Below are 22,348 nucleotides of genomic sequence, written 5' to 3'. Positions count from 1 at the left end.
CATCATAATGCAAGAAGGAGGATTTAAGGTGCAGGCGTTGACACCGATTTCTGAAAAAGAGAGGATTCAAGTGATTGATGTGATCAGAGGATTTGCTATTCTAGGCATTTTCCTAGTCAATATGCCAGATTTTAATTCTCCAATCATGTATTTAAAGCCGGGGAGTTGGTCGAGCGAGCCGCTTGATCGATGGACAGAGATATTCATTGATATTTTTGCCCAAGCGAGTTTTTATACGTTATTTTCTTTTTTGTTCGGATTTGGTGCCATGATTTTTCGAGAAAGAGCGCTTATGAAAGGTTATTCCGCTTCCTGGCTTTTCGCAAGAAGGCTTATTGTATTATTTCTGATCGGGTGCGTTCATGCTTTTCTTATTTGGCACGGCGATATTTTAATTTCCTATGCATTGACAGGTGCGATTTTCTTGTTGTTTTATAATGCTCACGAGCGCTATTTGTTGATTGGAGCGGCCGTTTTTTTGCTTGTCCCCAACACGGTGATTAGTTTGTTATTGCTGATTCCAATTCTTATAGGTGAGGGAGATTCGGCTCATTTTTACAACGAAAGATTGGCGGATGAGGCACTTCAGCATTATCGTGATGGAACGTTTTCCGATATTTTTTGGCAGCGTTGGCACGACTGGGTATATGTAAACGGAGGAGCAGAAACGATTTACATCGTTATTTCGCTTTTGCCTATGTTTTTGTTAGGGGCATACGCAGCAAAGAAGCAATGGTTTACGGCTGTTGAGGCAAATGAAAAAATATTGAAAAGAATATCGGTTTTTGCTTTCGTAATCGGCATTATTTTTAAACTGCTGCCATACTGGTCGGAGAAGAATGTATTTACGGAATACGTTCAACATACATTTGGCGGTCCAGCAACAGCCATTTTTTACGCTGTGACAATGGCGTTGTTATCAAAGAACTCATTATGGAATAAATTGTTTTCACCGCTTGCAGCAGTCGGTCGCATGTCGTTAACAAACTATTTGTTTCAGTCGATTGTTTGTACAGTTTTATTTTATAGCTATGGATTAGGATTGTATGGAAGCGTTCGCCCGTTTTACGGACTGCTTTTAACAATAGCCATTTACGGATTGCAACTTGCCTTAAGCACAATATGGCTAAGCCATTACCGAATGGGGCCATTGGAATGGATATGGAGAACGCTCACATATGGCCAAAAGCAGCCGTTCAAAAAGGGTGAAACATACGAACGGCTGCTATGAATAATTCTCTATTCAGGGAGTGAGATACCTAGTTTTAATGGGGCGATAGTGTTTTGTTGAGAGGCTAACGTTTGCTTTAACTGGATATTTAACAATTCGTCTAGTTCCTGGCTGCACTGAACCGTTTCTTTTGCCGTAAAGCCGTATGTTAAAGCCAGTTCAATCATTTGTTGTCTTTTTTCCTCAATCAACATAATCATCTTTTTTCACCAACGTTTTTGTTATTGTTGTTAGGAAATTAGTATGACCAATTATAAAACTATTATACACAAAATGGGAAAAAAGGGAATGGGTTCGTTAAAACAAGACATAACATTACATAATTCTACAAATTTTTCGGTAGGGTTTGTAAAGAAAAAAAAGAATATTATTAGAAAACGGAGCAGGGAGGAATTATAATGAGATTTGTCACAGCTGAACGAAATCATCAAATATTTGTAGGTGTGGTCAATAAAAAGGAAGAGATTATCAATCTGGCGTTAGCAGAGCAAGCGATGAAAGGATCTAAGACGTTGCCTGAAACGCTTGTCGAATGCATTGCGATAGGAGATCAATTTATCGAGGAAGTTCAAAAAATTGCGACATGGATAGAGACAGAGAAACAATCTTCTTCAGATTACGTATATCCGTTAGAGAGTGTCCGGTTATTAGCGCCTATCCCCCGGCCGTCTAAAAATATTTTTTGCGTCGGAAAAAACTATGTTGAGCATGCCATCGAACTAGGAAGTGCGGATGATATTCCAGAGCATCTCATGCTGTTTTCAAAAGTTCCAACAACGGTTATAGGACATGAGGCGAGGGTGCTGCGTCATGAAAATGTGACTAATGAACTAGACTATGAAGGGGAATTGGCCGTTGTTATTGGAAAAAAAGGCAAAGGAATTCGCGCCGAAGAAGCGCTTGATTATGTGTTTGGCTATACCATTATTAACGATATTACGGCGCGCGATCTGCAACAGCGACATAAACAGTTTTTGCTTGGGAAAAGTCTAGACACGTCTTGTCCGATGGGGCCGTGGATTGTACATAAGTCACTGATCCCTAACCCGAACCGTTTGCATATCGAAACGAAAGTGAATGGGGAAACGCGGCAAAAAGCGAATACCGAACAGTTTATTTTTCCGGTTGAAACGATTATTTCTACTATTTCTCAAGGAATGACGCTAGAGCCGGGAGATATAATCGCCACAGGGACGCCAGCGGGAGTCGGAAAGGGGATGAAACCGCCGCGCTTTTTACAGTCGGGAGATGTAGTAGAAATCACAATCGAAAAAATCGGCACACTTCGAAACTCAATTGGTAGCTAAACAGAAAATTGAAAGTTATTAAAAAAGAGAATTATATGGTAAGAACGTGTTACAAAACGCATAATGCACATAAAAAATCCACCGCCTTGGAATTGTATACAGTGGCCAAAACACTTCATCGTATGGAGGACTCTAGTACCGCTTACATTTTAGAAGTAGTTACATCTGACAAACGATGCCTATATCAACAGCTCTAAACCAGCTTTTTTGCTATTGTTGGCAGAAATGCTGGTTATTTTTCTAAAAAAATAGTACCAAAAAATAATACGAGGGTAATAAAAAATTGACAGGACAAAAGGGAAGATGTTACGATAAAACACAAATCATTTTTTCAGAAGATTACAACCTATGTTGTTTTGGTTCCTTTTGTCAAATTGTGTTGCAGGCAAAAGGCTGAAGTTGAAAGGAGTTATCATATGAAAGAGCTTCATCCGTTTGGTTGGTATGCGGCGCAAATCTCCCCGTATTTGCCGAAAAAGGCATTTCAACCAGTCCCTTCCCGTCTTTTCCTTGGCCTTGTGTATTTAATAGCAGTGCTTAGCGGTATCCTCGTCATTTCCTTGCTTGAGCTTCAAACGATATGGAATATGCTTATTTCTGTTGTACTAGGCTTTAGTTTTGCAGCGCTAGGATTTTTAGGACACGAAATTTTACATGGCACGGTTGTGCGAACGCCGTGGTTGCGGGATTTTCTTGGGGCGGTAGCCTTTTGGCCGTTATGTACAGGTCCGAAGTTATGGAGAAAATGGCATAATATAACGCATCATGTCCATACACAAAATGAAGAGAAAGATCCTGATGCATGGCCAGCCATAGAAAAATTAGCGCAAAGCCGTCTGTTGCGTTGGATATATAAAATTCCGTTTACGATACGAGCGTTTTTTGCATTTAGTTCATTAGCCATTATGTTTACGCTTCATTCGATAAGGATGCTGTTTTATTTTCTGCAAAATTTTCATCCCAAAAATCGTGGAATCGTCTTCTTCCAGTTTCTTTTGCCATGGGCAACATGGATTGGCTTATTATTTATTGTTGGATTCACTAAATGGTTCTTTATCTTTTTATTGCCGCTATTGATTGCCAATTTTATTGTGATGAGCTATATTTCGACGAACCATCGCCTCAATCCTTTAGTCTCTGTCAATGATCCGCTTGCGAACAGCCTTTCCGTTACAGTTCCGAAATGGATGGATGTACTTCACTTTAATTTTTCCTATCATACAGAGCATCATCTGTTTCCAAGCATGAGTTCCAAATATTATCCATTGGTAAAAAAACAGATTAAAAAGATGTGGCCGCATCGCTACCACGAAATGCCGATGCTTAAAGCATTATGGGCGCTTTGGAAGACACCTAGACTTTATTATCAGCAAAACCAGTTGATTGAACCACGTCAAGGGAACGTATACGGATCTTTAGGGCATGGGCTGAATCCGTCCTGTATTGAATACCATAAAATCGAACATGGGAAAAAAGATACTTTAACATATTCCACCGATTCATCTCCCACCCCTAAACGAAGTGTAGGTGGGGCAATCAGGGATCAACAAGGCAGAATGGCAGTGCAAGACGCGGATGCACAACTGGAAAAATAGCAGAAACATGCTGGTTCCATAGAGCCAGCATGTTATTTGTTGGGCGTCAAGATTGATCATGCAATTTGATTAAAGATAAAAACAAGGAATGAAACCGATTTTTATGTTTTCCCGTGCAGCGAAGTGGTTGTGAAAACACGAATTCCATGTTTTTGATGCACAACTGCTTAAAGATCTGCAAAAGGTGCGATATCTATAAATCGTGTTGATCTATAACACGGCACTTCGAAAAATGTCTATGAAATGCTAAACAACTTTTGCGTATTATTGGTCACTCATTGTTTGGCGAATCGCAGCAATGATTATAAAACGGAGCAAGCATTACAAAGGCAAGATAAAACAACGCTAGGACGTGAAATCCTAGCGTTGTTTGCTTTGTTTTATTCGCTAAACACTTCTTTTACTTTTTCGATCGCCCAATCAAGCTGCTCTTTTGTAATGACGAGCGGTGGAGCGAAGCGAATGACCGTGTCGTGCGTTTCTTTGCATAATAATCCTTTTTGCTGTAGCTTTTCACAATATGGACGGGCCGGTCCGTGCAACTCGAGACCGATAAACAATCCGCGGCCGCGCACTTCTTTAATGTCAGGATGCTCAATTTTACGCAGTTCTTCTTGGAAGTAGTTTCCTAGCTCGAAAGAACGTTCCGCTAATTTTTCTTCGATAAGAACGTCGATCGCAGCGATCGAAACGGCGCAAGCAAGCGGGTTTCCGCCGAATGTCGAGCCGTGCGAGCCTGGATTGAAGACGCCTAAAATGTCGCGGTTTGCCGCTACACAAGAGATTGGGAAGACGCCGCCGCCTAATGCTTTACCGAGAATGTACATGTCCGGAACAACGTTTTCCCAATCGCAAGCGAACATTTTTCCAGAACGGCCTAAGCCTGATTGAATTTCGTCAGCAATGTATAGCACGTTGTTCTGTTTACACACGTCGTAAGCCGCCTTTAAAAATCCTTCCGGTGGAACGTTGATGCCCGCTTCTCCTTGAATCGGTTCGAAGATGAAGGCCGCCGTATTCGGTGTAATCGCTTTCTTTAACGCTTCGATGTCGCCGAATGGAATGACTTTAATGCCAGCAAGCATCGGGCCGAAGCCGCGCTTATATTCCGGATTGGAAGACATCGATACGGCTGTCATTGTCCGGCCGTGGAAGTTGTCTTCACAAACGATAATTTCTGCTTTGTCTTCTTCTACGCCTTTTACATCATATGCCCAGCGGCGAGCCGCTTTGACAGCTGTTTCGACTGCTTCCGCCCCTGTGTTCATTGGCAACACCATATCTTTTCCTGTTAGTTTCGCCACTTTTTCATACCAAGGACCTAATTGGTCGTTATGGAACGCGCGGGATGTCAATGTAATACGATCCGCTTGTTCTTTTAATGCCTGAATAATTTTCGGATGGCGATGACCTTGGTTGACAGCGGAGTACGCGCTTAACATATCCATATAACGATTGCCCTCAGGGTCTTCTACCCACACGCCTTCCCCTTTTGATAGAACCACTGGAAGCGGATGATAGTTGTTGGCGCCATATTGTTCTGTTAAATGAATAATTTCTGTTGTTTTGCTCATGCGTGTTCCTCCTATTTGCAGTAGTCCGTACATTATTTTTATTATAGCAAAAATATTGCTAGCTTGTTAGGTTGAAAATTCCGGAGCGTCGTATTTCGCTTTTCTTAGGAAACATGTTATGATGAAAGCGATTATGTTTGAAAGGAGATCCATTCAAATGACACACGCGCATATTACGACATGGGTTATTGCCTTTATTTTATTTTTTGTATCCCTTTCGATGCAAAAAGCCCGTTCGCCGAAAGCTAAAATGATGCAAATGATCTTGCGACTCTTTTATCTGTTGATCATTGCCACAGGGGCGATGCTGCTTCATATGCTTGCTACTCTTCCGCCGCTATACATCGTAAAAGCGGCCGCCGGTTTATGGGTGATAGGAGCGATGGAAATGGTGATGGCGAGCGTGAAAAAAGGAAAGAGCGCGCGCATTGCTTGGGTTCAGCTAGCGATCGCTTTTCTTCTTGCACTATATTTGGGCTTAAAATTACCATTAGGATTTCATCCTTTTGCTTGAAGACATCTTCCTGTATCACAGACAGTAAACGTATATGTTGCTTAAAGATTACATAGAAGAGGGTGCCCAACTGTGTGATGGGCACCTCTTTCAATATACACTGATATTTCGTGTGGAAAGTAGTTTTTCAAACACGCTTATCCAATTTGTGCGCAAATGAAGCGATTTCCTGTATGAAATGTCATTTCAAAACGGTCTTTATTTGTTGCCCCCCGCTCATAGTAATGTTGCACGTTGCCGATCAGTTCCGTGTTGTCATAAATAATAAAATTAACGCCGGTGCTTTTTTCAAATAGAAGCCCGTTGTAGCAATAAAGGCAATCGTATAATGAAAAGCCGAGTCCATTCAACCATTCAACAAAACGGAAAAATGTTTTTTCAGGAAGAGTCTCTAACCAGCAGCGATATGCGAAAGGAAGCTGTTTGCGAAATCGGACGATGTCGCCGTTACTGAGTGGAACAACAGATCCTTCTAAAAGAATTGCTCCGTTTTCTTGCCAATGGCCGACGAGCCACTGACCGAAGCGGAAAATCTCTATTTCTCCTTCTGCCATTTCTTCAAGCAGCGCCGCTTCTTCGTTTTCTTCATCGAAGAAAACCCATTCATCATTGACGTACTCAATTTCACCTTGTATATAAGCGCGTTTTTGCTCAGGAATGCGCGCCATTCTTTGCTCAAAACTCATATTTTTTCATCTCCTCCTCTTTTCTCGTTTTCGCCGATTTTTCCTGCATTTATTCACTTCCTTGGACAATTCATCGAAATGGCTGCACTTGCATACAATGAAAGCATGCCAACGAGAAAAAATTCGGTGAACGTATAGTATCAACGGAAAATTCTCGCCCTAAGGGGATTTTCTGAAAGGTGCGGGTGAGCCGAAGTGAGACAGGGAGAAAAGCTCTAGCGGTATCTATTTAAAAAATCGTTGCGCCCTAGAGAAGGCGGGGGATGTCGCCGTTTTAGCTTCTAACTGCATATAATGTGGGAAAAAGACGACATGTTTTTACGTTGAAGAAAAGAAAGGATTGATTTGTATGTGTGGGATCACCGGTTGGGTCGAATTCCAGCGAGAGATGCGCACTGAGAAGCAGACGATTAAAAAAATGACCGAGACATTGGCAAAGCGCGGTCCGGATGATACAAACTATTGGCTGGGCGAATATGCGGCGTTTGGACATAAGCGCCTTGTCGTGGTCGATCCAGCGGGCGGGGCGCAGCCAATGACGAGACATAAAAATGGCCATGCTTACACGATTTGTTACAACGGGGAGCTTTACAATACAGAAGATCTTCGCAAGGAACTATTGAAAAGAGGCTATGCGTTTCAAGGGCATTCAGATACCGAAGTGTTGTTGACATCGTATATCGAATGGCGAGAGCGATGTGTAGAATATTTGAACGGAATTTTTGCCTTTGCGATTTGGGATGGAGAGCGTGAGCAATTATTTTTAGCGCGGGATCGTCTAGGAGTCAAGCCGCTTTTTTATCGCAGTATGAAAAGCGGTTTGTTGTTCGGATCGGAAATTAAAGCAATTTTAGCACACCCTGATGTAAAAGCTGAACTCGATCGCGAAGGGTTAGCGGAGATTTTTGGATTAGGCCCCTCTCGCACCCCTGGAAGCGGTGTGTTTCGCCATATTAACGAGTTGCGGCCGGCCCATGCGTTAATATGCTCGCGAGAAGGAAGGAAAATATGGCGTTATTGGAACGTAACGAGCGATATTCATCGCGATTCATTTGCAGAAACGGTGGAGAAAGTGCGATTTCTTCTTACTGATGCTGTTACAAGACAGCTCGTTTCCGATGTGCCTGTTTGTACCTTTTTATCCGGCGGGGTCGATTCAAGCGCGATTACGGCGATTGCAGCGACGGCGTTTGAAAAAGCAGGAAAAGGTCCGCTTCATACGTATTCGATTGATTATGAAGGAAATGATCAATATTTTACCGCCAACGATTTTCAGCCGAACGCGGATGGCCCGTGGATCGAGAAAATGTCGAAAGCGTTTGGGACAGTGCACCATCGTTGTGTTATTTCCCAACAGGACTTAGCGGATCATTTAACAGAGGCGGTCGTTGTTCGCGATTTGCCGGGAATGGCCGATGTCGACTCGTCGCTGCTCTGGTTTTGCAGGCAAATTAAACAAGATTTTGTCGTCAGTTTATCAGGGGAGTGCGCTGACGAAATTTTCGGAGGATATCCTTGGTTCCACCGCCCAGACGATTTAGCACGAAGCGGATTTCCGTGGATGCGATCGACGGAGGAGCGAATGGGGCTGTTAAAAGAAAAATGGCGCAACAAGTTGCGATTGGATGAGTATGTCAATGAGCGTTTCCAAGAAACGATTGCTGAAGTTCCGGCGCTTGAAGGGGAAAGTGCCGTTGAAGCAAAGCGGCGTCAACTCTTTTATTTAAATATGATCTGGTTTATGACAACGCTGCTTGATCGCAAAGATCGAATGAGCATGGGGGCAAGTCTAGAAGTGCGCGTCCCATTTGCTGATCACCGCTTAGTTGAATATGTTTGGAACATTCCATGGGAGATGAAAATGCACGGCAATCGCGAAAAAGGAATACTGCGCCGGGCGCTAGAAGGGATTTTGCCGGAAGAAGTGCTATATCGGAAAAAAAGTCCGTATCCAAAAACACATCATCCTCTTTATACGGAGTTAGTAAAAAAGAAGTTGAAGGAAATATTAAACAACCGCTCATCGGTATTATATGAATTTTTTGAGGCCGAAAAGCTGCATGAAATGGTCGAAACAGGAGGAAAATCGTTCCGAACGCCTTGGTTCGGCCAGCTTATGACAGGACCGCAATTGTTAGCCTACTTGTGCCAAGTTCACATGTGGTTTGAACACTACGGAATTCAAATTAAAGAATAAAGGAGAAGCTCTATCTGTAAGCTTCTCCTTTTTATGCTGTTTCGACTTGTTGAATAAATGATTTCTTTTGCCATACTTTCGAGCGCCAGCGCCATAACATGAGAAGACCGCGCAGCCACTCATCGGCGATAAAGGAAATCCAGATGCCTACAAGCCCAAACCCGAAATAGATTCCGAGAATATATGAAATGGTTACGCTCACGCCCCACATCGATAAAATCCCCATATAGACTGGAAATTTTACATCGCCGGCTGCCCGCAGGGAACTGATAATGACTAAATTGAACGAGCGGCCCGGTTCAAGCACAATGGTTAAAAGCAATAGCGTTTTTGCTGTTTCGATAATCTCGCTGTTTTTTGTAAAAATCGCGAGAAGCGGATCGGCCAATACATAGCAAATCGCAGCCATGATAATAGAAATGACAATAGCGCTGCGCAAGCTTTTTAAACACCGTTCGTATGCGGCCTGATATTGCTGTGAGCCAACAAAGTGGCCGACAAGAATTTGCGTTCCCTGCCCGACTGCAATGCCAAAAAGAAACACGAACATCATAACATTTTGGGTGTAGATTTTCGCCGTCAGTGCCTCCGTTCCCATCCAAGTAATAAAATACGTAATGAGCATTTGTGCCGTATTATACGCTAAATGTTCTCCGGCCGAAGGAATGCCGATTTTCAGCAAATTGCGCACATGGCGCATTGGCAAATAAAAAAGGCGTGGCAATGACAGCGGCAGGCAGGTCCGCTTCACTAAAACAACGAAAATGACAATGAGGGCAATACATCGGCTGATCGTTGTCGATATCGCTACCCCTTTAACTCCTAATACGGGAATTCCGAACGGACCAAAAATAAAGAAATAATTTCCGATTACATGGAGGATGTTCATGCCAATCGTAATGTACATCGTATCACGGGTATATCCGTAGCTTTTTAAAATGGCTCCGGCGGTCATAATCAACGCTTGAACAAATAAAAACCCCCCGACAATTCCTAAGTAGGAGTATGCCTCGTTCATGAGCTCAGCTGGCAGATCCATCGCTTGCAACAACGGTTTGCCAAACAGCAGCAGTCCAACGCTCAGGAGAAGGCCAAATAAAAAATTAGAGCTAATAGAAGTGAACGCTACCTCTATGGCACTTTTTTCATCGTGTGCTCCGACGTACTGGGAGACTAAAATGGCTGTTCCCATCGCAACAAAATCAAACATGACAATGACGAGAAATACGATCTGGTTCGCGACGCCGACTGCGGCAACCGAATCATCGGAATAGTGGCTCAGCATCAACGTATCGGCATTTCCCATTAACATGTACAAGAGCGTTTCGATAAAGATGGGCCATGTGAGTGCGAATAAAGTAAACTTTTTTTCCCCTGCCATCAAGACAACTCCTTTACATTTTCCGACGTAAAAACTATATTCAGTGTATCGATTTCATTAAAGGTTAAAAAGGGAATAACACGATTCTATTTGTACATTTCCGACTTAGAAAAGGGGAGAGAAAGATGCATATTACGTTTCGCTGGCCGCCTTTTCCGACATTTATTAAGGGGGGAGAGGCGGTTTTTTCGAAAGGAAAAAAGCATTTTCGCCGCACGTTTTCCGTCTTTGATTTGCTGTATGTCAAGCAAGGGTGCTTGTTTATGGCTGAAGCAGAATCCCGTTTTTCCGTAGGCGAGGGGGAATATATCATTCTTATTCCCGGACGAGAGCATTATGGCTACCAAGAATGCCGCGAGGATACACAATTTATTTGGCTTCATTTTGCGATGGAGAACCATTATGAAGTGATAGAAAAAGAGGATCTTAGCTGGCATGATATCATTGAACGGGAAGCAACATATGTGGAGGCGGCGCAATATATGTTTCATTTGCCGCAATACGGAAAACCGCAACAAAAGGAAAGAATGGAACAATTGCTTCAACAAATCGTTGACCTTAATGAAGACGGCGCTCCTGATAGCCCACTGAAACAGCAAATATACTTCACGGAGTTTCTATTGCAGCTGCAAAAACAAGCGCTACGCATTCCGAGTGCATCTGAAAAAGTATGCGCGGAAGCGATTCAATATATTCATAAGCATTATCAAGAGCCGTTCGACATGAAGCTGCTGGCTCAATCGCTGCGCTTTCACCCGGACTATATTACGCGCTGCATGCAAAAAACGCTCGGGATGAGCGTCACGCAATATTTGCACTATTATCGGTTGTCAAAGGCGAAAAAATGGTTGACGGAAACGAATGAAACGATTGAGGCGATTGCCAAAAGAGTAGGGATTGAAGATGGAGCGTATTTTACCCGGCTTTTTAAAAAAGTAGAGGGAGTAACGCCAACTGAGTATCGCCGTACAGTTCAGCGCACGTAAAAAAGCGAGGGAACGAGCCCGCGCTTTTTGTCATTTTTCGACTTGATAGATGGCAAAGCCGTATGGCGGAAGCGTTACTTGCCATGAATCGCTTGCAATAGCAAACGACTCAGCCGTCCAGATGTTAGTCAGTCGTTTTCCTTTTAGAAAAAGTGGAAGAGAGAGGTTCGTTTCTTGTTCACTGTTGTTAATAAGGAATACGATCGTTTCATCTTCATATGTTTTTATATAGATGAGATGATTTGTTTCATCGCCCGCATCGATAAAGTAAAGCTGTCCGCGATTGCCGAAGGCTTTATAGGTTTTTCGCAGCGAGATCAATTTTTGAACGTGGGCGAATAAGTTGCGATTTTGCTCGGATTCATCCCATACCATACATTTTCGGCAGCCTGGATCTTGCCCGCCTGTCATGCCAATTTCGTCGCCATAATAAATGCAAGGGGTGCCTGTAAAGGAAAGTTGGAATAAAAACAGCAGTTTCGCTTTCTGTACATCGCCGCCACACACCGTCAACATTCTTGGTGTATCATGGCTGCCGAGCAAATTGAAAGCCGATTCATTGACGTTCATTGGGTATGAATGGAGCACTTGTGTCATCATATGCGCAAACGTTGATGCGCTGATCTCCTGTTTGGCAAAAAAGCGAAGCGCGCCATTTGTAAACGGATAATTCATGACCGCATCAAACTGGTCGCCGCGAAGCCACGGCATTGCATCATGCCAAATTTCGCCGAGAATATAAACATCAGGTTTTATCGCTTTAACGGCCTGACGAAACTCGCGCCAAAACTGGTGATCGACTTCATTGGCCACATCTAAACGCCATCCATCAATGTCAAATTCGCTAATCCAGTAAGTCGCTACATCTAATAAATACTGCTTTACTTCCGGGTTTTCTGTATTCAGTTTTGGCATCGTTGGCACGAAGGCAAATGTATCATAATTCGGACGCGGGGATGTCCGCAGCGGAAATTCGTGAATATGAAACCAATCTTTATATTTAGAACGCTCTCTGTGTTTGAGCACATCTTGAAACGGAGCGAAATAATAGCCGCTATGGTTAAAGACGGCATCAAGCATGACGCGAATGCCTTTTTGGTGACAAAGATCCACAAGCCGTTTGAACGTTTGTTTATCGCCAAATTGCGGATCAATTTCAAAATAATCAATCGTATCGTATTTATGATTGGAAGGCGCTTTAAAAATCGGAGTAAAGTAAATACCGTTGATTCCTAATTCCACAAGATAATCGATTCGTTGAATAATCCCTTCGAAATCTCCGCCAAAGAAGCTAGTCGGTGTCGGTTCGGCGCTTCCCCAAGGCAGTGTACCTTCCGGGTTGAGCGCATTGTTGCCATTAGCAAACCGTTCGGGAAAAATTTGATACCAAACGGTGTCTTTGACCCATTCTGGAGCTTGAAAAATATCGGCTTTGTTTAAGAAGGGAAAACAAAAATAATAAGCGGTGTCATCGCACGGAACCTCGTCATAAAATCCTTTTTCTGTATAGATGATTCGCTTCGATTCTGCTAAAAGTTCAAAACCGTAGCGGAGACGGCGATAAGGTGGGATCACTTCAGCGAGCCAGTAATCAAATAATTCATCGCTTCCACTTTTTCGCATAGCCATTTTGTTGATTTGCCATTGGTCATTTTCCCATTCGTACGGATCGCCATATAGTAAGTTGACGCGTTCGATGTCGCTTTTTCTTGTCCTTAGCCGGATGTGTAAAGTGTTGTCATCATAGGCATAGGCAAAATTGTCTTTCGGACGATGATAAATCGCTTCTTTCAGCACCTTTATTCGCTCCTTTCGCAATAGGATAATGCAATCGATTGCACTCTTACATTCAGGTTAAAAGAGAAGGAGGAAAAAGTCAACAAGCATAATAGCGGGTTAATCATAAAAAAATAGTTGCCAAAATGTCAAATGGTTGTATAATTAAAAATAAGATTTGTGCAACCGTTTTCACAAACTGTGTTGTGAAAGCGGTTGTATTTTAAGACTGGTAAATTAGGAGGGGTCGATCATGAAGAAAGTTGTATCTATTTTCTCGTCGCTTGCTTTAACAACGGGGGTGTTGGCAGGTTGTGGACCGGATAAGGAGGCAACGAATACAAGCGGAGGCAGCAAACAAACGGAAACTGCAGAGAACGGTATGCCTCCAAAGCCGGATAAGCTTGTCGTCTGGGAAGATGTAAAGCGCGGTGTCGCACTCGAACCAGCGATTAAAGCGTTTGAACAAAAATACGGTATTAAAGTCGAGTACAAAGAAGTAGAGATGGCGACAAAGCAGCGCGAACAGCTTCGTCTCGACGGTCCAGCGGGCACGGGGCCGGATGTTATTACCGTTCCGCATGATCAAATTGGCCAGCTTGCAACCGAAGGATTGATCCGCGAGATCAAAGTGGATCAATCAGTGCTAGATACGTTTACGGAGTCTTCCATTAAAGCGGAGACATACAAAGGAAAACTATATGGATTGCCGAAAGCGGTGGAGACGCCGGTATTTATCTATAATAAAAAACTAATGGATAAAGCGCCGGCCACCATGGATGAGTTATATCAATTCGCGAAAAATTTTACAAAAGGAGGCAAATACGGCTTTTTGGCTCTTTGGGACAATTTCTACTTTGCTCATGGCATTATTGCCGGTATGGGCGGCTACGTCTTTAAAGACAACAACGGCACATTGGATCCGAAAGATCTTGGCTTGAATAATGACGGGGCGGTAACAGGCGCTGAATATATTCAAAAATGGTATAAAGAATTATTCCCGAAAGGCATTATCGGCGAAAACGGCGGTTCCACAATGGATGGGCTGTTTAATGAAGGGAAAGTGGCGGCTGTTATGAACGGTCCATGGGCGTTCCAAGGCATGCGCGATGCGGGCATTGATATCGGGGTTGCGCCGATGCCAACATTGCCGAACGGTGAGCATGTGAAAACGTTTATGGGTGTGAAAGGATGGCACGTATCCGCGTTCTCGAAAAATCCGGAATGGGCGACAAAATTAATTGAATTTTTAACAAACGCGGAAAACGCGAAAAAACGCTTCGAGTTGACAAGAGAGATTCCGCCGGTGAAATCTCTCATTAATGACCCACTGATCGCTAATGACGAAGGGGCAAAAGCGGTAGCGATCCAGTCGCAATATGCGATTCCAATGCCGAATATTCCAGAAATGTCGGAAGTGTGGGGCCCAATGGCGACAGCGCTGCAATTAGTAGCGAATCAGAAGGCTGAGCCGAAGAAAGCGTTAGATGACGCGGTGAAAACGATTCAAACGAACATTGAAACGAATCATTCAGGCAAGTAATCATCGGGCGGTATCTCCTGTGCGGAGGTACTGCCCAAACTTTCTAGCGATTGGCTACGATCAAGCAAGTATTGCTAGAAAGTGAGATTTTTAGTTAGCTATAGGATTGCACTGTTCAATTAATTATTAAAAAATGAAACAATCGAATTCATTTGTCCATCGTCCCCGCGATGTTTCGGAAAGGAGGCTGTTATATGGAATCAACCATCTATCAATCGAGCCACCGGAAAATCGCCCTCGGCTTGTCGGTTGTGCCGGGGCTCGGACAGTTGTATAATCGCCAGTACGTTAAAGGGACTTTCTTTTTAATTTTAGCTGCCTCTTTTTATATCGTATTTGGCGATTTGCTTAACATGGGGCTGTGGGGATTAGTGACGCTTGGAGAAATAGTGCCGCGCGATCATTCGATTTTTTTGCTTGTGGAAGGCATTTTAGCTGTCATTGTGCTTTTATTTGGCCTCGGCTTCTATGCTTTTAATTTGTGCGATGCCTATAAAAACGGGCAAAAGCGCGACCTAGGATTGAAAGTCAGCTCTTTGCGCGAGCAATACCACACGCTTGTTGACAGCGGGTTTCCATATTTAATGATTTCCCCCGGTTTTATTTTGCTTGTCTTTGTCGTCGTTTTTCCAATTATTTTTGTCGTGCTGCTTGCGTTCACAAACTACGATTTATACCATACGCCTCCGGCAAGACTAGTAGATTGGGTCGGCTTGCAAAACTTTATCGATTTGGTAAAGCTTGATCTTTGGCGAAAAACGTTTATTAACGTTTTAGCATGGACGATCGTATGGACGTTTGGGGCGACCACGCTGCAAATTGCCCTCGGCATTTTTCTGGCGATTATTGTGAATCAAAAAGATTTAAAGGGAAAAGCGATGATCCGGACGATTTTCATTTTGCCATGGGCCGTTCCAGCGTTTGTGACGATTCTCGTATTCTCCGGAATGTTTAACGAATCATTCGGGGTAATCAATAAGACGATTTTAGCGGCATTGGGGCTTCCTGCAATCGATTGGATGACCGACCCGTTTTGGACGAAGGTCGCGCTTATTCTCATTCAAACATGGCTTGGGTTCCCGTTCATTTTTGCGATGACAACAGGGGTGCTGCAGGCCATTCCGGATGAATTGTATGAAGCGGCCACAGTCGATGGGGCTACCGCATGGCAAAAGTTTACGAAAATTACGTTGCCGCTCGTGTTATATGCTGTTGCACCCATTTTAATTACACAATATACGTTTAATTTTAATAACTTTAATATTATTTATTTGTTTAACGGCGGCGGACCTGCCGTATCTGGACAAAATGCAGGGGCAACCGATATTTTGATTTCATGGATCTACCGCTTAACGATGACGTCTGCGCAATATTCCAAAGCGGCGGCGGTCACCTTGCTTTTATCGCTTGTCGTTGTTTCGGTTGCGCTATGGCAGTTTAGAAGAACAAAATCGTTTAAAGAAGAGGATATGATGTAATATGAACATGAAAAGACAAAAAATCATTCGTTTGACGTTGTCGTATTTAGTCATATTGGCCATGACGATCGTCATTGTCTATCCGCTTCTTTGGGTTATCGGCTCTTCCTTGAATCCGGGCCAAAGCTTGTCAGGCTCGAAAATGATTCCGGATCATGCCACTTTTGCTCATTATAAGGAACTGTTTGACACATCGAAAAGCGATTATTTGCTTTGGTATTGGAATTCTTTGAAAATATCTACATTAACGATGATTTTTTCTGTCATTCTCGTTAGTTTGACAGCGTATTCGTTCTCTCGCTACCGCTTTATCGGTCGAAAAAATGGATTGATGACTTTTTTGATTTTGCAAATGATCCCGAACTTTGCCGCGTTGATTGCGATTTATGTTCTCGGTTTGCTGACGAAGTTAATTGACACTCACTTAGGGCTCATTCTCGTCTATGTCGGCGGTTTTATTCCGATGAATACGTGGCTGATGAAAGGGTACTTAGATACGATTCCGAAAGAGCTGGATGAGTCAGCGAGGATTGACGGGGCCGGGCATTTGCGCATTTTCTTACAAATCATCATGCCGCTTGCCAAACCGATTATTGCAGTGATCGCGCTTTTTGCGTTTACCGGGCCGTTTGCGGACTTTATCTTGGCGAGCGTCTTATTGCGCAGCAAAGAAAAATATACGCTTGCTGTCGGTTTATACGATTTGGTTGCGAAACAATTTGGCAGCGAGTTCACTACGTTCGCTGCCGGCTCTGTCTTGATCGCTGTGCCGATCGCCATCCTCTTCCTTTCATTCCAAAAATATTTTGTATCCGGACTGACGGCGGGCGGAACGAAAGGATAAGAAAAAGGAAGGAAAGAACTGTTCAAGTTCTTTCCTTTCACATTATTTCAAGCTATATTAAAACAGTAGACTTGGAATGAATAGGGAGTGGGAAGGATGAAACGAATACTTGCTTCTTTTCTTGCTGTCTTCTTCTTGCTTGCGGCGGCTGTTCCGGCGCGGGCGGAATCAGGAGGAAAGCGGACGTGGCAAGATGAATCGATTTATTTTATTATGGTCGACCGGTTTAATAATATGGATCCGACAAACGATCAAGACGTCAATATTAATAATCCGCGCGGTTATTTCGGCGGCGACTTAAAAGGGGTGACTGCCAAGCTTGATTACATTAAAGAAATGGGATTTACAGCTATTTGGCTGACCCCGATTTTTAAAAATGAACCAGGTGGCTATCATGGTTATTGGGTGTCCGATTTTTATCAAGTCGACCCGCATTTCGGCACGCTGGCTGATTTAAAAACGCTAGTAAAAGAAGCGCATAAACGCGGTATGAAAGTGATTTTAGACTTTGTTGCCAATCATGTGGGCCCGCATCATCCGTGGGTAAATGACCCGACGAAAAAAGGTTGGTTTCATGAGAAAAAAGACATCGTCAACTGGGCCGATCCAAAAGAGGTGGAAAATGGGTGGTTGTATGGCTTGCCTGATTTAGCGCAAGAAAACCCGGAAGTCAAGCGCTATTTAATTGATGCGGCAAAATGGTGGATTAAAGAAACGGATATCGACGGCTACCGGCTCGATGCAATGAAGCACGTGCCTAAATCATTCTGGCAAGAGTTTTCACGCGAAGTAAAATCGGTTAAAAAAGACTTTTTCTTGCTTGGGGAAGTGTGGAGCGACGACCCTCGCTACATTGCTGACTACGGAAAATACGGAATCGACGGATTTATTGATTTTCCTTTTTATAAAGAAGCATCGGCAACTTTAAGCAGCGCTGATCAATCGCTTGAACCGCTTTACAACGTGTGGAAACGAAATGTGGCTTTTTATGATCGGCCATATTTACTTGGAACGTTTCTTGACAATCACGATACGGTTCGGTTTACGAAACTGGCTTTAGACCATAAGCAAAACCCGATTACAAGAATTAAGCTTGGATTAACGTATTTATTTACAGCACCAGGCATTCCAATTATGTACTACGGCACCGAAATCGCATTAAATGGAGGAAACGATCCCGATAATCGCCGGCTCATGGATTTCCGAACAGATAAAGAAATTATTGATTACATTACGAAAATCGGAGAACTGCGCCAGCAATTGCCTTCATTACGGCGCGGCGACTTTACGCTTTTGTATGAGAAAAACGGGATGGCGGTCTTTAAGCGAACGTATAAAAAAGAAACAGCGGTTATTGCCATCAACAATACTACAAAGACGCAAAAAGTCCATTTGACAAACGACCAGCTTGCGCCGGGAAAAGAGCTGCGGGGATTATTGGCGGGCGATTTGGTGCGAAGCGATAAAAATGGATACGATATTATTTCCAACAGGGAAACGGCGGAAGTTTACGTGCTGGCGAAAAAGACAGGATTAAACGTGCCGTTTATCGCCGCGCTCGTTGCGGTTTATGTACTATTTGGCCTGTTTTTATATTATCTCAAAAAACGATCAAAGCGCGCTGCTTAGGAGGTGGAGGAAGTGCTTGAAGACACAAGCTTTGCCATTTTACCTGATCGCGACGGCGAAAAGAGTAAAAACCGCTTAATCGACATTGGCAATCTGTCTTCCTTTTTATATGAGCGGAACGTTGCTTCGTTTCAATGCGATAGGGGTGTCGTTAAAGTCTGCTTTTATGATGAAGATATTGTGCGCATCGCGTTCAATCCTTTTGGGGAAACGAGCTTGCGGACAAGCCCGGCGATTATTAAACAGCCGCACACAGTGAACGTCGAGATTAAGGAGACGGATGAAGCGGTTACACTTGCCACAGAAAAATTGCTAGTCATGTTGCGAAAACGTCCATTGCGCGTCTTCGTTTACGACCGTACGGAACGTTTGCTGATGGCTGAAGAAAAAAGGGGCATGGCCTTTACGTATGAAGGGCATGTTTACTGTTACAAAACAATGGATAAAGCCGATCATTTTTATGGATTGGGCGAAAAAACGGGTTTTCTTGATAAGCGCGGCGAAAGGCTGACGATGTGGAATACGGATGTGTATGCGCCGCACAACCCAGAAACTGATCCGCTCTACCAGTCGCATCCGTATTTTATGACGGTAAGAAACGGATACGCCCACGGTCTGTTTTTTGATAATACACATAAAACGACGTTTGATTTTCAAACAGAGGCTGACGAGTATTGTTTTTGGGCCGAGGGGGGCGCCATTGATTATTACGTGCTGGCCGGCCCGACCCCGAAAGATGTGCTTCGGCAGTATACACATTTGACGGGGCGAATGCCGATTCCGCCTAAATGGGCGCTCGGTTATCATCAGTCGCGCTATAGCTACGAAACAGAAGAAGAAGTAAGGGAACTGGCGCGAACATTTATAGAAAAAGAGATTCCGCTCGATGCGGTTTATTTGGATATTCATTACATGGATGGCTATCGTGTGTTTACGTTTGATAGAAACCGCTTTCCGAATCCGAAACAGCTGATTGAAGATTTAAAGCAAAACGGAATCCGCATCGTGCCGATCGTTGATCCGGGCGTCAAGGCCGATCCGGAATATCGCGTCTACCAAGAGGGAGTGCGCTCTGGCTACTTTTGCAAGTATATTGAAGGGGACATCTTTTTCGGCGAAGTATGGCCGGGGAAAAGCGCTTTTCCTGATTTCACAAACGAACAAGTGCGAAGCTGGTGGGGCGACAATCATCAGTTTTATGCCGACTTAGGCATTGAAGGTATTTGGAACGATATGAACGAACCGTCTGTGTTTAATGAAACAAAAACGATGGATATTGCTGTGATGCATGACAACGATGGAGATCCGAAAACGCATCGTGAACTTCACAATCTTTACGGATTGATGATGGGAGAAGCGACATACAACGGCATGAAAAAGCTGTTGGACGGAAAGCGCCCGTTCTTGCTGACGCGCGCCGGTTTCTCAGGCATTCAGCGCTATGCCGCTGTATGGACAGGAGATAACCGCAGCTTTTGGGAGCATTTGCAAATGTCGCTGCCGATGTGCATGAACTTAGGATTATCCGGTGTTGCGTTTTGCGGCCCAGATGTTGGCGGTTTTGCCCATGACTCTAACGGAGAGCTTTTAACGCGCTGGACGCAGGTCGGAGTGTTTACGCCATATTTCCGCAACCACTGCGCCATCGGTTTCCGCCGCCAAGAGCCGTGGGCGTTTGGCGAAACGTATGAGCGCATTATTAAAAAATATATCGAAATGCGTTATGAATGGCTGCCGCATTTATATACGCTGTTTGCCGAAGCGCACGAGACGGGAGCGCCGGTGATGCGGCCATTGTTTTTTGAGTATCCTGATGACGAAGACACGTATCATTTATATGATGAATTTCTCGTAGGCGCCAATGTGTTAATCGCGCCAATCATGACGCCAAGCACTACCCATCGGACAGTCTATTTGCCGCCGGGACGCTGGGTCGATTATTGGACCGAGAACATACTTGAAGGCGGCCGCTACCATCTCATCAATGCTCCGTTAGATACGCTGCCGATCTTTATTAAGCAAGGTTCGGCGATTGCGCTTGGCGATGTAAGGCGCTCTACCGATATGCCGGATCGCCGCCGTATCATTCATATATATAAGAACGACGAAGGCACGGCGACATACACATTATATGATGATGATGGACAGACATTCGCTTACGAAACAGGAGACTATTTCCGCTTGCACGTAGACTTAGAATATAGTGAACATTCCGTCCGAATTGCTACAAGAAAAGAAGGGGCATACCACCCGGATTGGGAGCTATCGTTTGCTATTCATGGAGCGACAGAGAGAACAACAGTGATCGTAAACGGAGAGCAGCAGGGAACATGGGATGAAAAGCAGCGCATATTATGGATTACAGACAACAAGAATATATAAAAAGGGGGAGTATGAGCGATGAATGTCACAATTAAAGATGTTGCGAAACGAGCGAATGTCGCTCCCTCTACTGTCTCAAGGGTGATTGCGGACAGCCCACGCATTAGTGAAAAGACGAAGCGAAAAGTGCGCGAGGCGATGAAAGAGCTCGGCTACCATCCGAATTTCATCGCCCGCAGCTTGGCGAATCAATCAGCGCAAGTGATCGGCATTGTCATGCCAAGCTCGGCCAATCAGGCGCTGCAAAACCCCTTTTTTCCCGAAGTGATTCGCGGCATTAGCAAAGCGGCGCACGAAAAGAAATATGCGCTGCAAATGTCGACAGGAGAAAAAGAAGACGAGATTTATGAAGGAGTTATTGAAATGCTGCAAGGCCGCCGCGTTGATGGGGTCATTTTACTGTATTCGCGGGTGAACGACAAACTTATGAAATATTTACAGCAAAACGACTTTCCATTCGTCGTGATCGGTAAACCGCACCAAAAGGCGGAAGAAATTACTCACGTCGATAATGACAATTATCGGGCGGCAAAAGAAGCGACCCAGTATTTAATCGAGCTTGGGCATGAGCGAATCGCTTTTGTCGGCGGCAATGTCAGCTATTTAGTGACCGTCGACCGGTTGCTCGGATACGAAGAGGCATTAAAAGAAGCGGGATTACCTTACCGAACAGAGTATGTCATGCATGAAGAATTTTTGAAAGAAGGCGGGCAGGAAGCGATGAAAGAGCTACTGTCGCTGGATGAACCGCCAACCGCTTTAGTCGTTGCCGACGATTTGATGGCGCTTGGCGTATTAAATACGCTTGATGAGATGGGACTGCGCGTTCCGGATGACATATCGATTGTCAGCTTTAACAATACGCTGCTCGCGGAAATTTCCCGTCCGCCGTTAACATCGGTCGATATTCATATTTTCCAGCTTGGATATGAAGCAGGGAAAAATTTGATTGAACGAATTGCGAATCCGAATGAACCGATTAAGCGTATTATCATTCCGCATCACCTGATTAAGCGCTTTTCGTGCGATTACAATTCGAGAAAATAAAAGTCCGTGCCGTACAATCGGTTCGTTTCAGAAAACAGAATAAATAGCAATGTAATAAGCAACAAAAACGCTCGGATTTTCCGTACCGAGCGTTTTTCGCATCACTTATGAAAAATAGAGGCTACTGAACGTCTACTACAATTTGTCCAAACAGCTCTTTCCCGATATAAGCATTGAG

17 protein-coding genes are annotated in these 22,348 nt (G+C 44.0%); 12 read left to right on the top strand and 5 right to left on the bottom strand.

Annotated elements, in window-relative coordinates:
- Nucleotides 1–28: 28 nt before the first annotated feature.
- A complete protein-coding gene (locus tag N667_RS0107375) occupies nt 29–1,231 on the top strand; it encodes a DUF418 domain-containing protein (protein ID WP_232223889.1) in 1,203 nt (400 codons plus the stop codon).
- Nucleotides 1,232–1,239: 8 nt separating this feature from the next.
- On the opposite strand, the gene N667_RS18380 is transcribed toward N667_RS0107375, so the two are convergent.
- Complete coding sequence (locus N667_RS18380; RefSeq protein WP_269528346.1) at nt 1,240–1,425, bottom strand: aspartyl-phosphate phosphatase Spo0E family protein; 186 nt, start codon at nt 1,423–1,425, stop codon at nt 1,240–1,242.
- Nucleotides 1,426–1,629: 204 nt separating this feature from the next.
- On the opposite strand from N667_RS18380, the gene N667_RS0107360 reads away from it, so the two are divergent.
- On the top strand, nt 1,630–2,538 hold the full coding sequence (locus N667_RS0107360; protein ID WP_027408984.1) for a fumarylacetoacetate hydrolase family protein: 909 nt from the start codon (nt 1,630–1,632) through the stop codon (nt 2,536–2,538).
- A 416-nt stretch (nt 2,539–2,954) separates the two neighbouring features.
- The gene (locus N667_RS18375; RefSeq protein WP_084278970.1) at nt 2,955–4,133 is read left to right on the top strand and encodes a fatty acid desaturase family protein; all 1,179 of its coding nucleotides are present in this window, start codon (nt 2,955–2,957) and stop codon (nt 4,131–4,133) included.
- Between the two features lie 380 nt (nt 4,134–4,513).
- Here N667_RS18375 and N667_RS0107350 read toward each other — a convergent pair whose 3' ends face one another.
- Entirely contained in the window at nt 4,514–5,707 is a 1,194-nt protein-coding gene (locus tag N667_RS0107350) for an ornithine--oxo-acid transaminase (RefSeq protein WP_027408983.1), read from the bottom strand.
- A gap of 157 nt (nt 5,708–5,864) precedes the next feature.
- Here N667_RS0107350 and N667_RS0107345 point away from each other — a divergent pair, with 157 nt between their 5' ends.
- Nucleotides 5,865–6,221, top strand: coding sequence for a YisL family protein (locus tag N667_RS0107345; protein ID WP_027408982.1), 357 nt, complete (start codon nt 5,865–5,867; stop codon nt 6,219–6,221).
- Nucleotides 6,222–6,358: 137 nt separating this feature from the next.
- Here the strand turns inward: N667_RS0107345 and N667_RS0107340 are convergent, their stop codons facing one another.
- The gene (locus N667_RS0107340; protein ID WP_027408981.1) at nt 6,359–6,907 is read right to left on the bottom strand and encodes a DUF2777 family protein; all 549 of its coding nucleotides are present in this window, start codon (nt 6,905–6,907) and stop codon (nt 6,359–6,361) included.
- A gap of 349 nt (nt 6,908–7,256) precedes the next feature.
- On the opposite strand from N667_RS0107340, the gene asnB reads away from it, so the two are divergent.
- The gene (gene asnB / locus N667_RS0107335) at nt 7,257–9,104 is read left to right on the top strand and encodes an asparagine synthase (glutamine-hydrolyzing) (protein ID WP_027408980.1); all 1,848 of its coding nucleotides are present in this window, start codon (nt 7,257–7,259) and stop codon (nt 9,102–9,104) included.
- A gap of 31 nt (nt 9,105–9,135) precedes the next feature.
- Here the strand turns inward: asnB and N667_RS0107330 are convergent, their stop codons facing one another.
- Nucleotides 9,136–10,485: an MATE family efflux transporter gene (locus N667_RS0107330; protein ID WP_027408979.1), complete on the bottom strand. Its 1,350-nt coding sequence runs from the start codon at nt 10,483–10,485 to the stop codon at nt 9,136–9,138.
- 125 nt (nt 10,486–10,610) lie between these two features.
- Here N667_RS0107330 and N667_RS0107325 point away from each other — a divergent pair, with 125 nt between their 5' ends.
- Complete coding sequence (locus N667_RS0107325; RefSeq protein WP_027408978.1) at nt 10,611–11,471, top strand: helix-turn-helix transcriptional regulator; 861 nt, start codon at nt 10,611–10,613, stop codon at nt 11,469–11,471.
- A 30-nt stretch (nt 11,472–11,501) separates the two neighbouring features.
- Here the strand turns inward: N667_RS0107325 and N667_RS0107320 are convergent, their stop codons facing one another.
- Nucleotides 11,502–13,268, bottom strand: coding sequence for an alpha-glycosidase (locus tag N667_RS0107320; protein WP_027408977.1), 1,767 nt, complete (start codon nt 13,266–13,268; stop codon nt 11,502–11,504).
- Between the two features lie 232 nt (nt 13,269–13,500).
- On the opposite strand from N667_RS0107320, the gene N667_RS0107315 reads away from it, so the two are divergent.
- The 6 genes from N667_RS0107315 to N667_RS0107290 all read left to right on the top strand — a co-directional run bounded on the left by N667_RS0107315 (nt 13,501) and on the right by N667_RS0107290 (nt 22,170).
- Nucleotides 13,501–14,790 carry an extracellular solute-binding protein gene (locus N667_RS0107315; RefSeq protein WP_027408976.1) on the top strand — a complete coding sequence of 430 codons (1,290 nt, stop codon included), beginning with the start codon at nt 13,501–13,503 and terminating at the stop codon, nt 14,788–14,790.
- A 194-nt stretch (nt 14,791–14,984) separates the two neighbouring features.
- Nucleotides 14,985–16,268: a carbohydrate ABC transporter permease gene (locus N667_RS0107310; RefSeq protein WP_027408975.1), complete on the top strand. Its 1,284-nt coding sequence runs from the start codon at nt 14,985–14,987 to the stop codon at nt 16,266–16,268.
- 1 nt (nt 16,269) lies between these two features.
- A complete protein-coding gene (locus tag N667_RS0107305; protein ID WP_027408974.1) occupies nt 16,270–17,112 on the top strand; it encodes a sugar ABC transporter permease in 843 nt (280 codons plus the stop codon).
- A 96-nt stretch (nt 17,113–17,208) separates the two neighbouring features.
- Nucleotides 17,209–18,741 (top strand): alpha-amylase family glycosyl hydrolase, encoded by a 1,533-nt coding sequence (locus N667_RS0107300; RefSeq protein WP_027408973.1) that lies wholly within the window; start codon nt 17,209–17,211, stop codon nt 18,739–18,741.
- 12 nt (nt 18,742–18,753) lie between these two features.
- Nucleotides 18,754–21,123 carry a glycoside hydrolase family 31 protein gene (locus N667_RS0107295; RefSeq protein WP_027408972.1) on the top strand — a complete coding sequence of 790 codons (2,370 nt, stop codon included), beginning with the start codon at nt 18,754–18,756 and terminating at the stop codon, nt 21,121–21,123.
- Between the two features lie 18 nt (nt 21,124–21,141).
- Nucleotides 21,142–22,170 (top strand): LacI family DNA-binding transcriptional regulator, encoded by a 1,029-nt coding sequence (locus N667_RS0107290; RefSeq protein WP_027408971.1) that lies wholly within the window; start codon nt 21,142–21,144, stop codon nt 22,168–22,170.
- Nucleotides 22,171–22,348 lie beyond the last annotated feature (178 nt).

Origin of the sequence: Anoxybacillus tepidamans PS2 (assembly GCF_000620165.1) — a bacterium.
Classification (GTDB): Bacteria; Bacillota; Bacilli; order Bacillales; family Anoxybacillaceae; genus Anoxybacteroides; species Anoxybacteroides tepidamans_A.
Note: the sequence above shows the minus strand (reverse complement) of the source record. Positions and strands in the feature narration are given on the sequence as shown.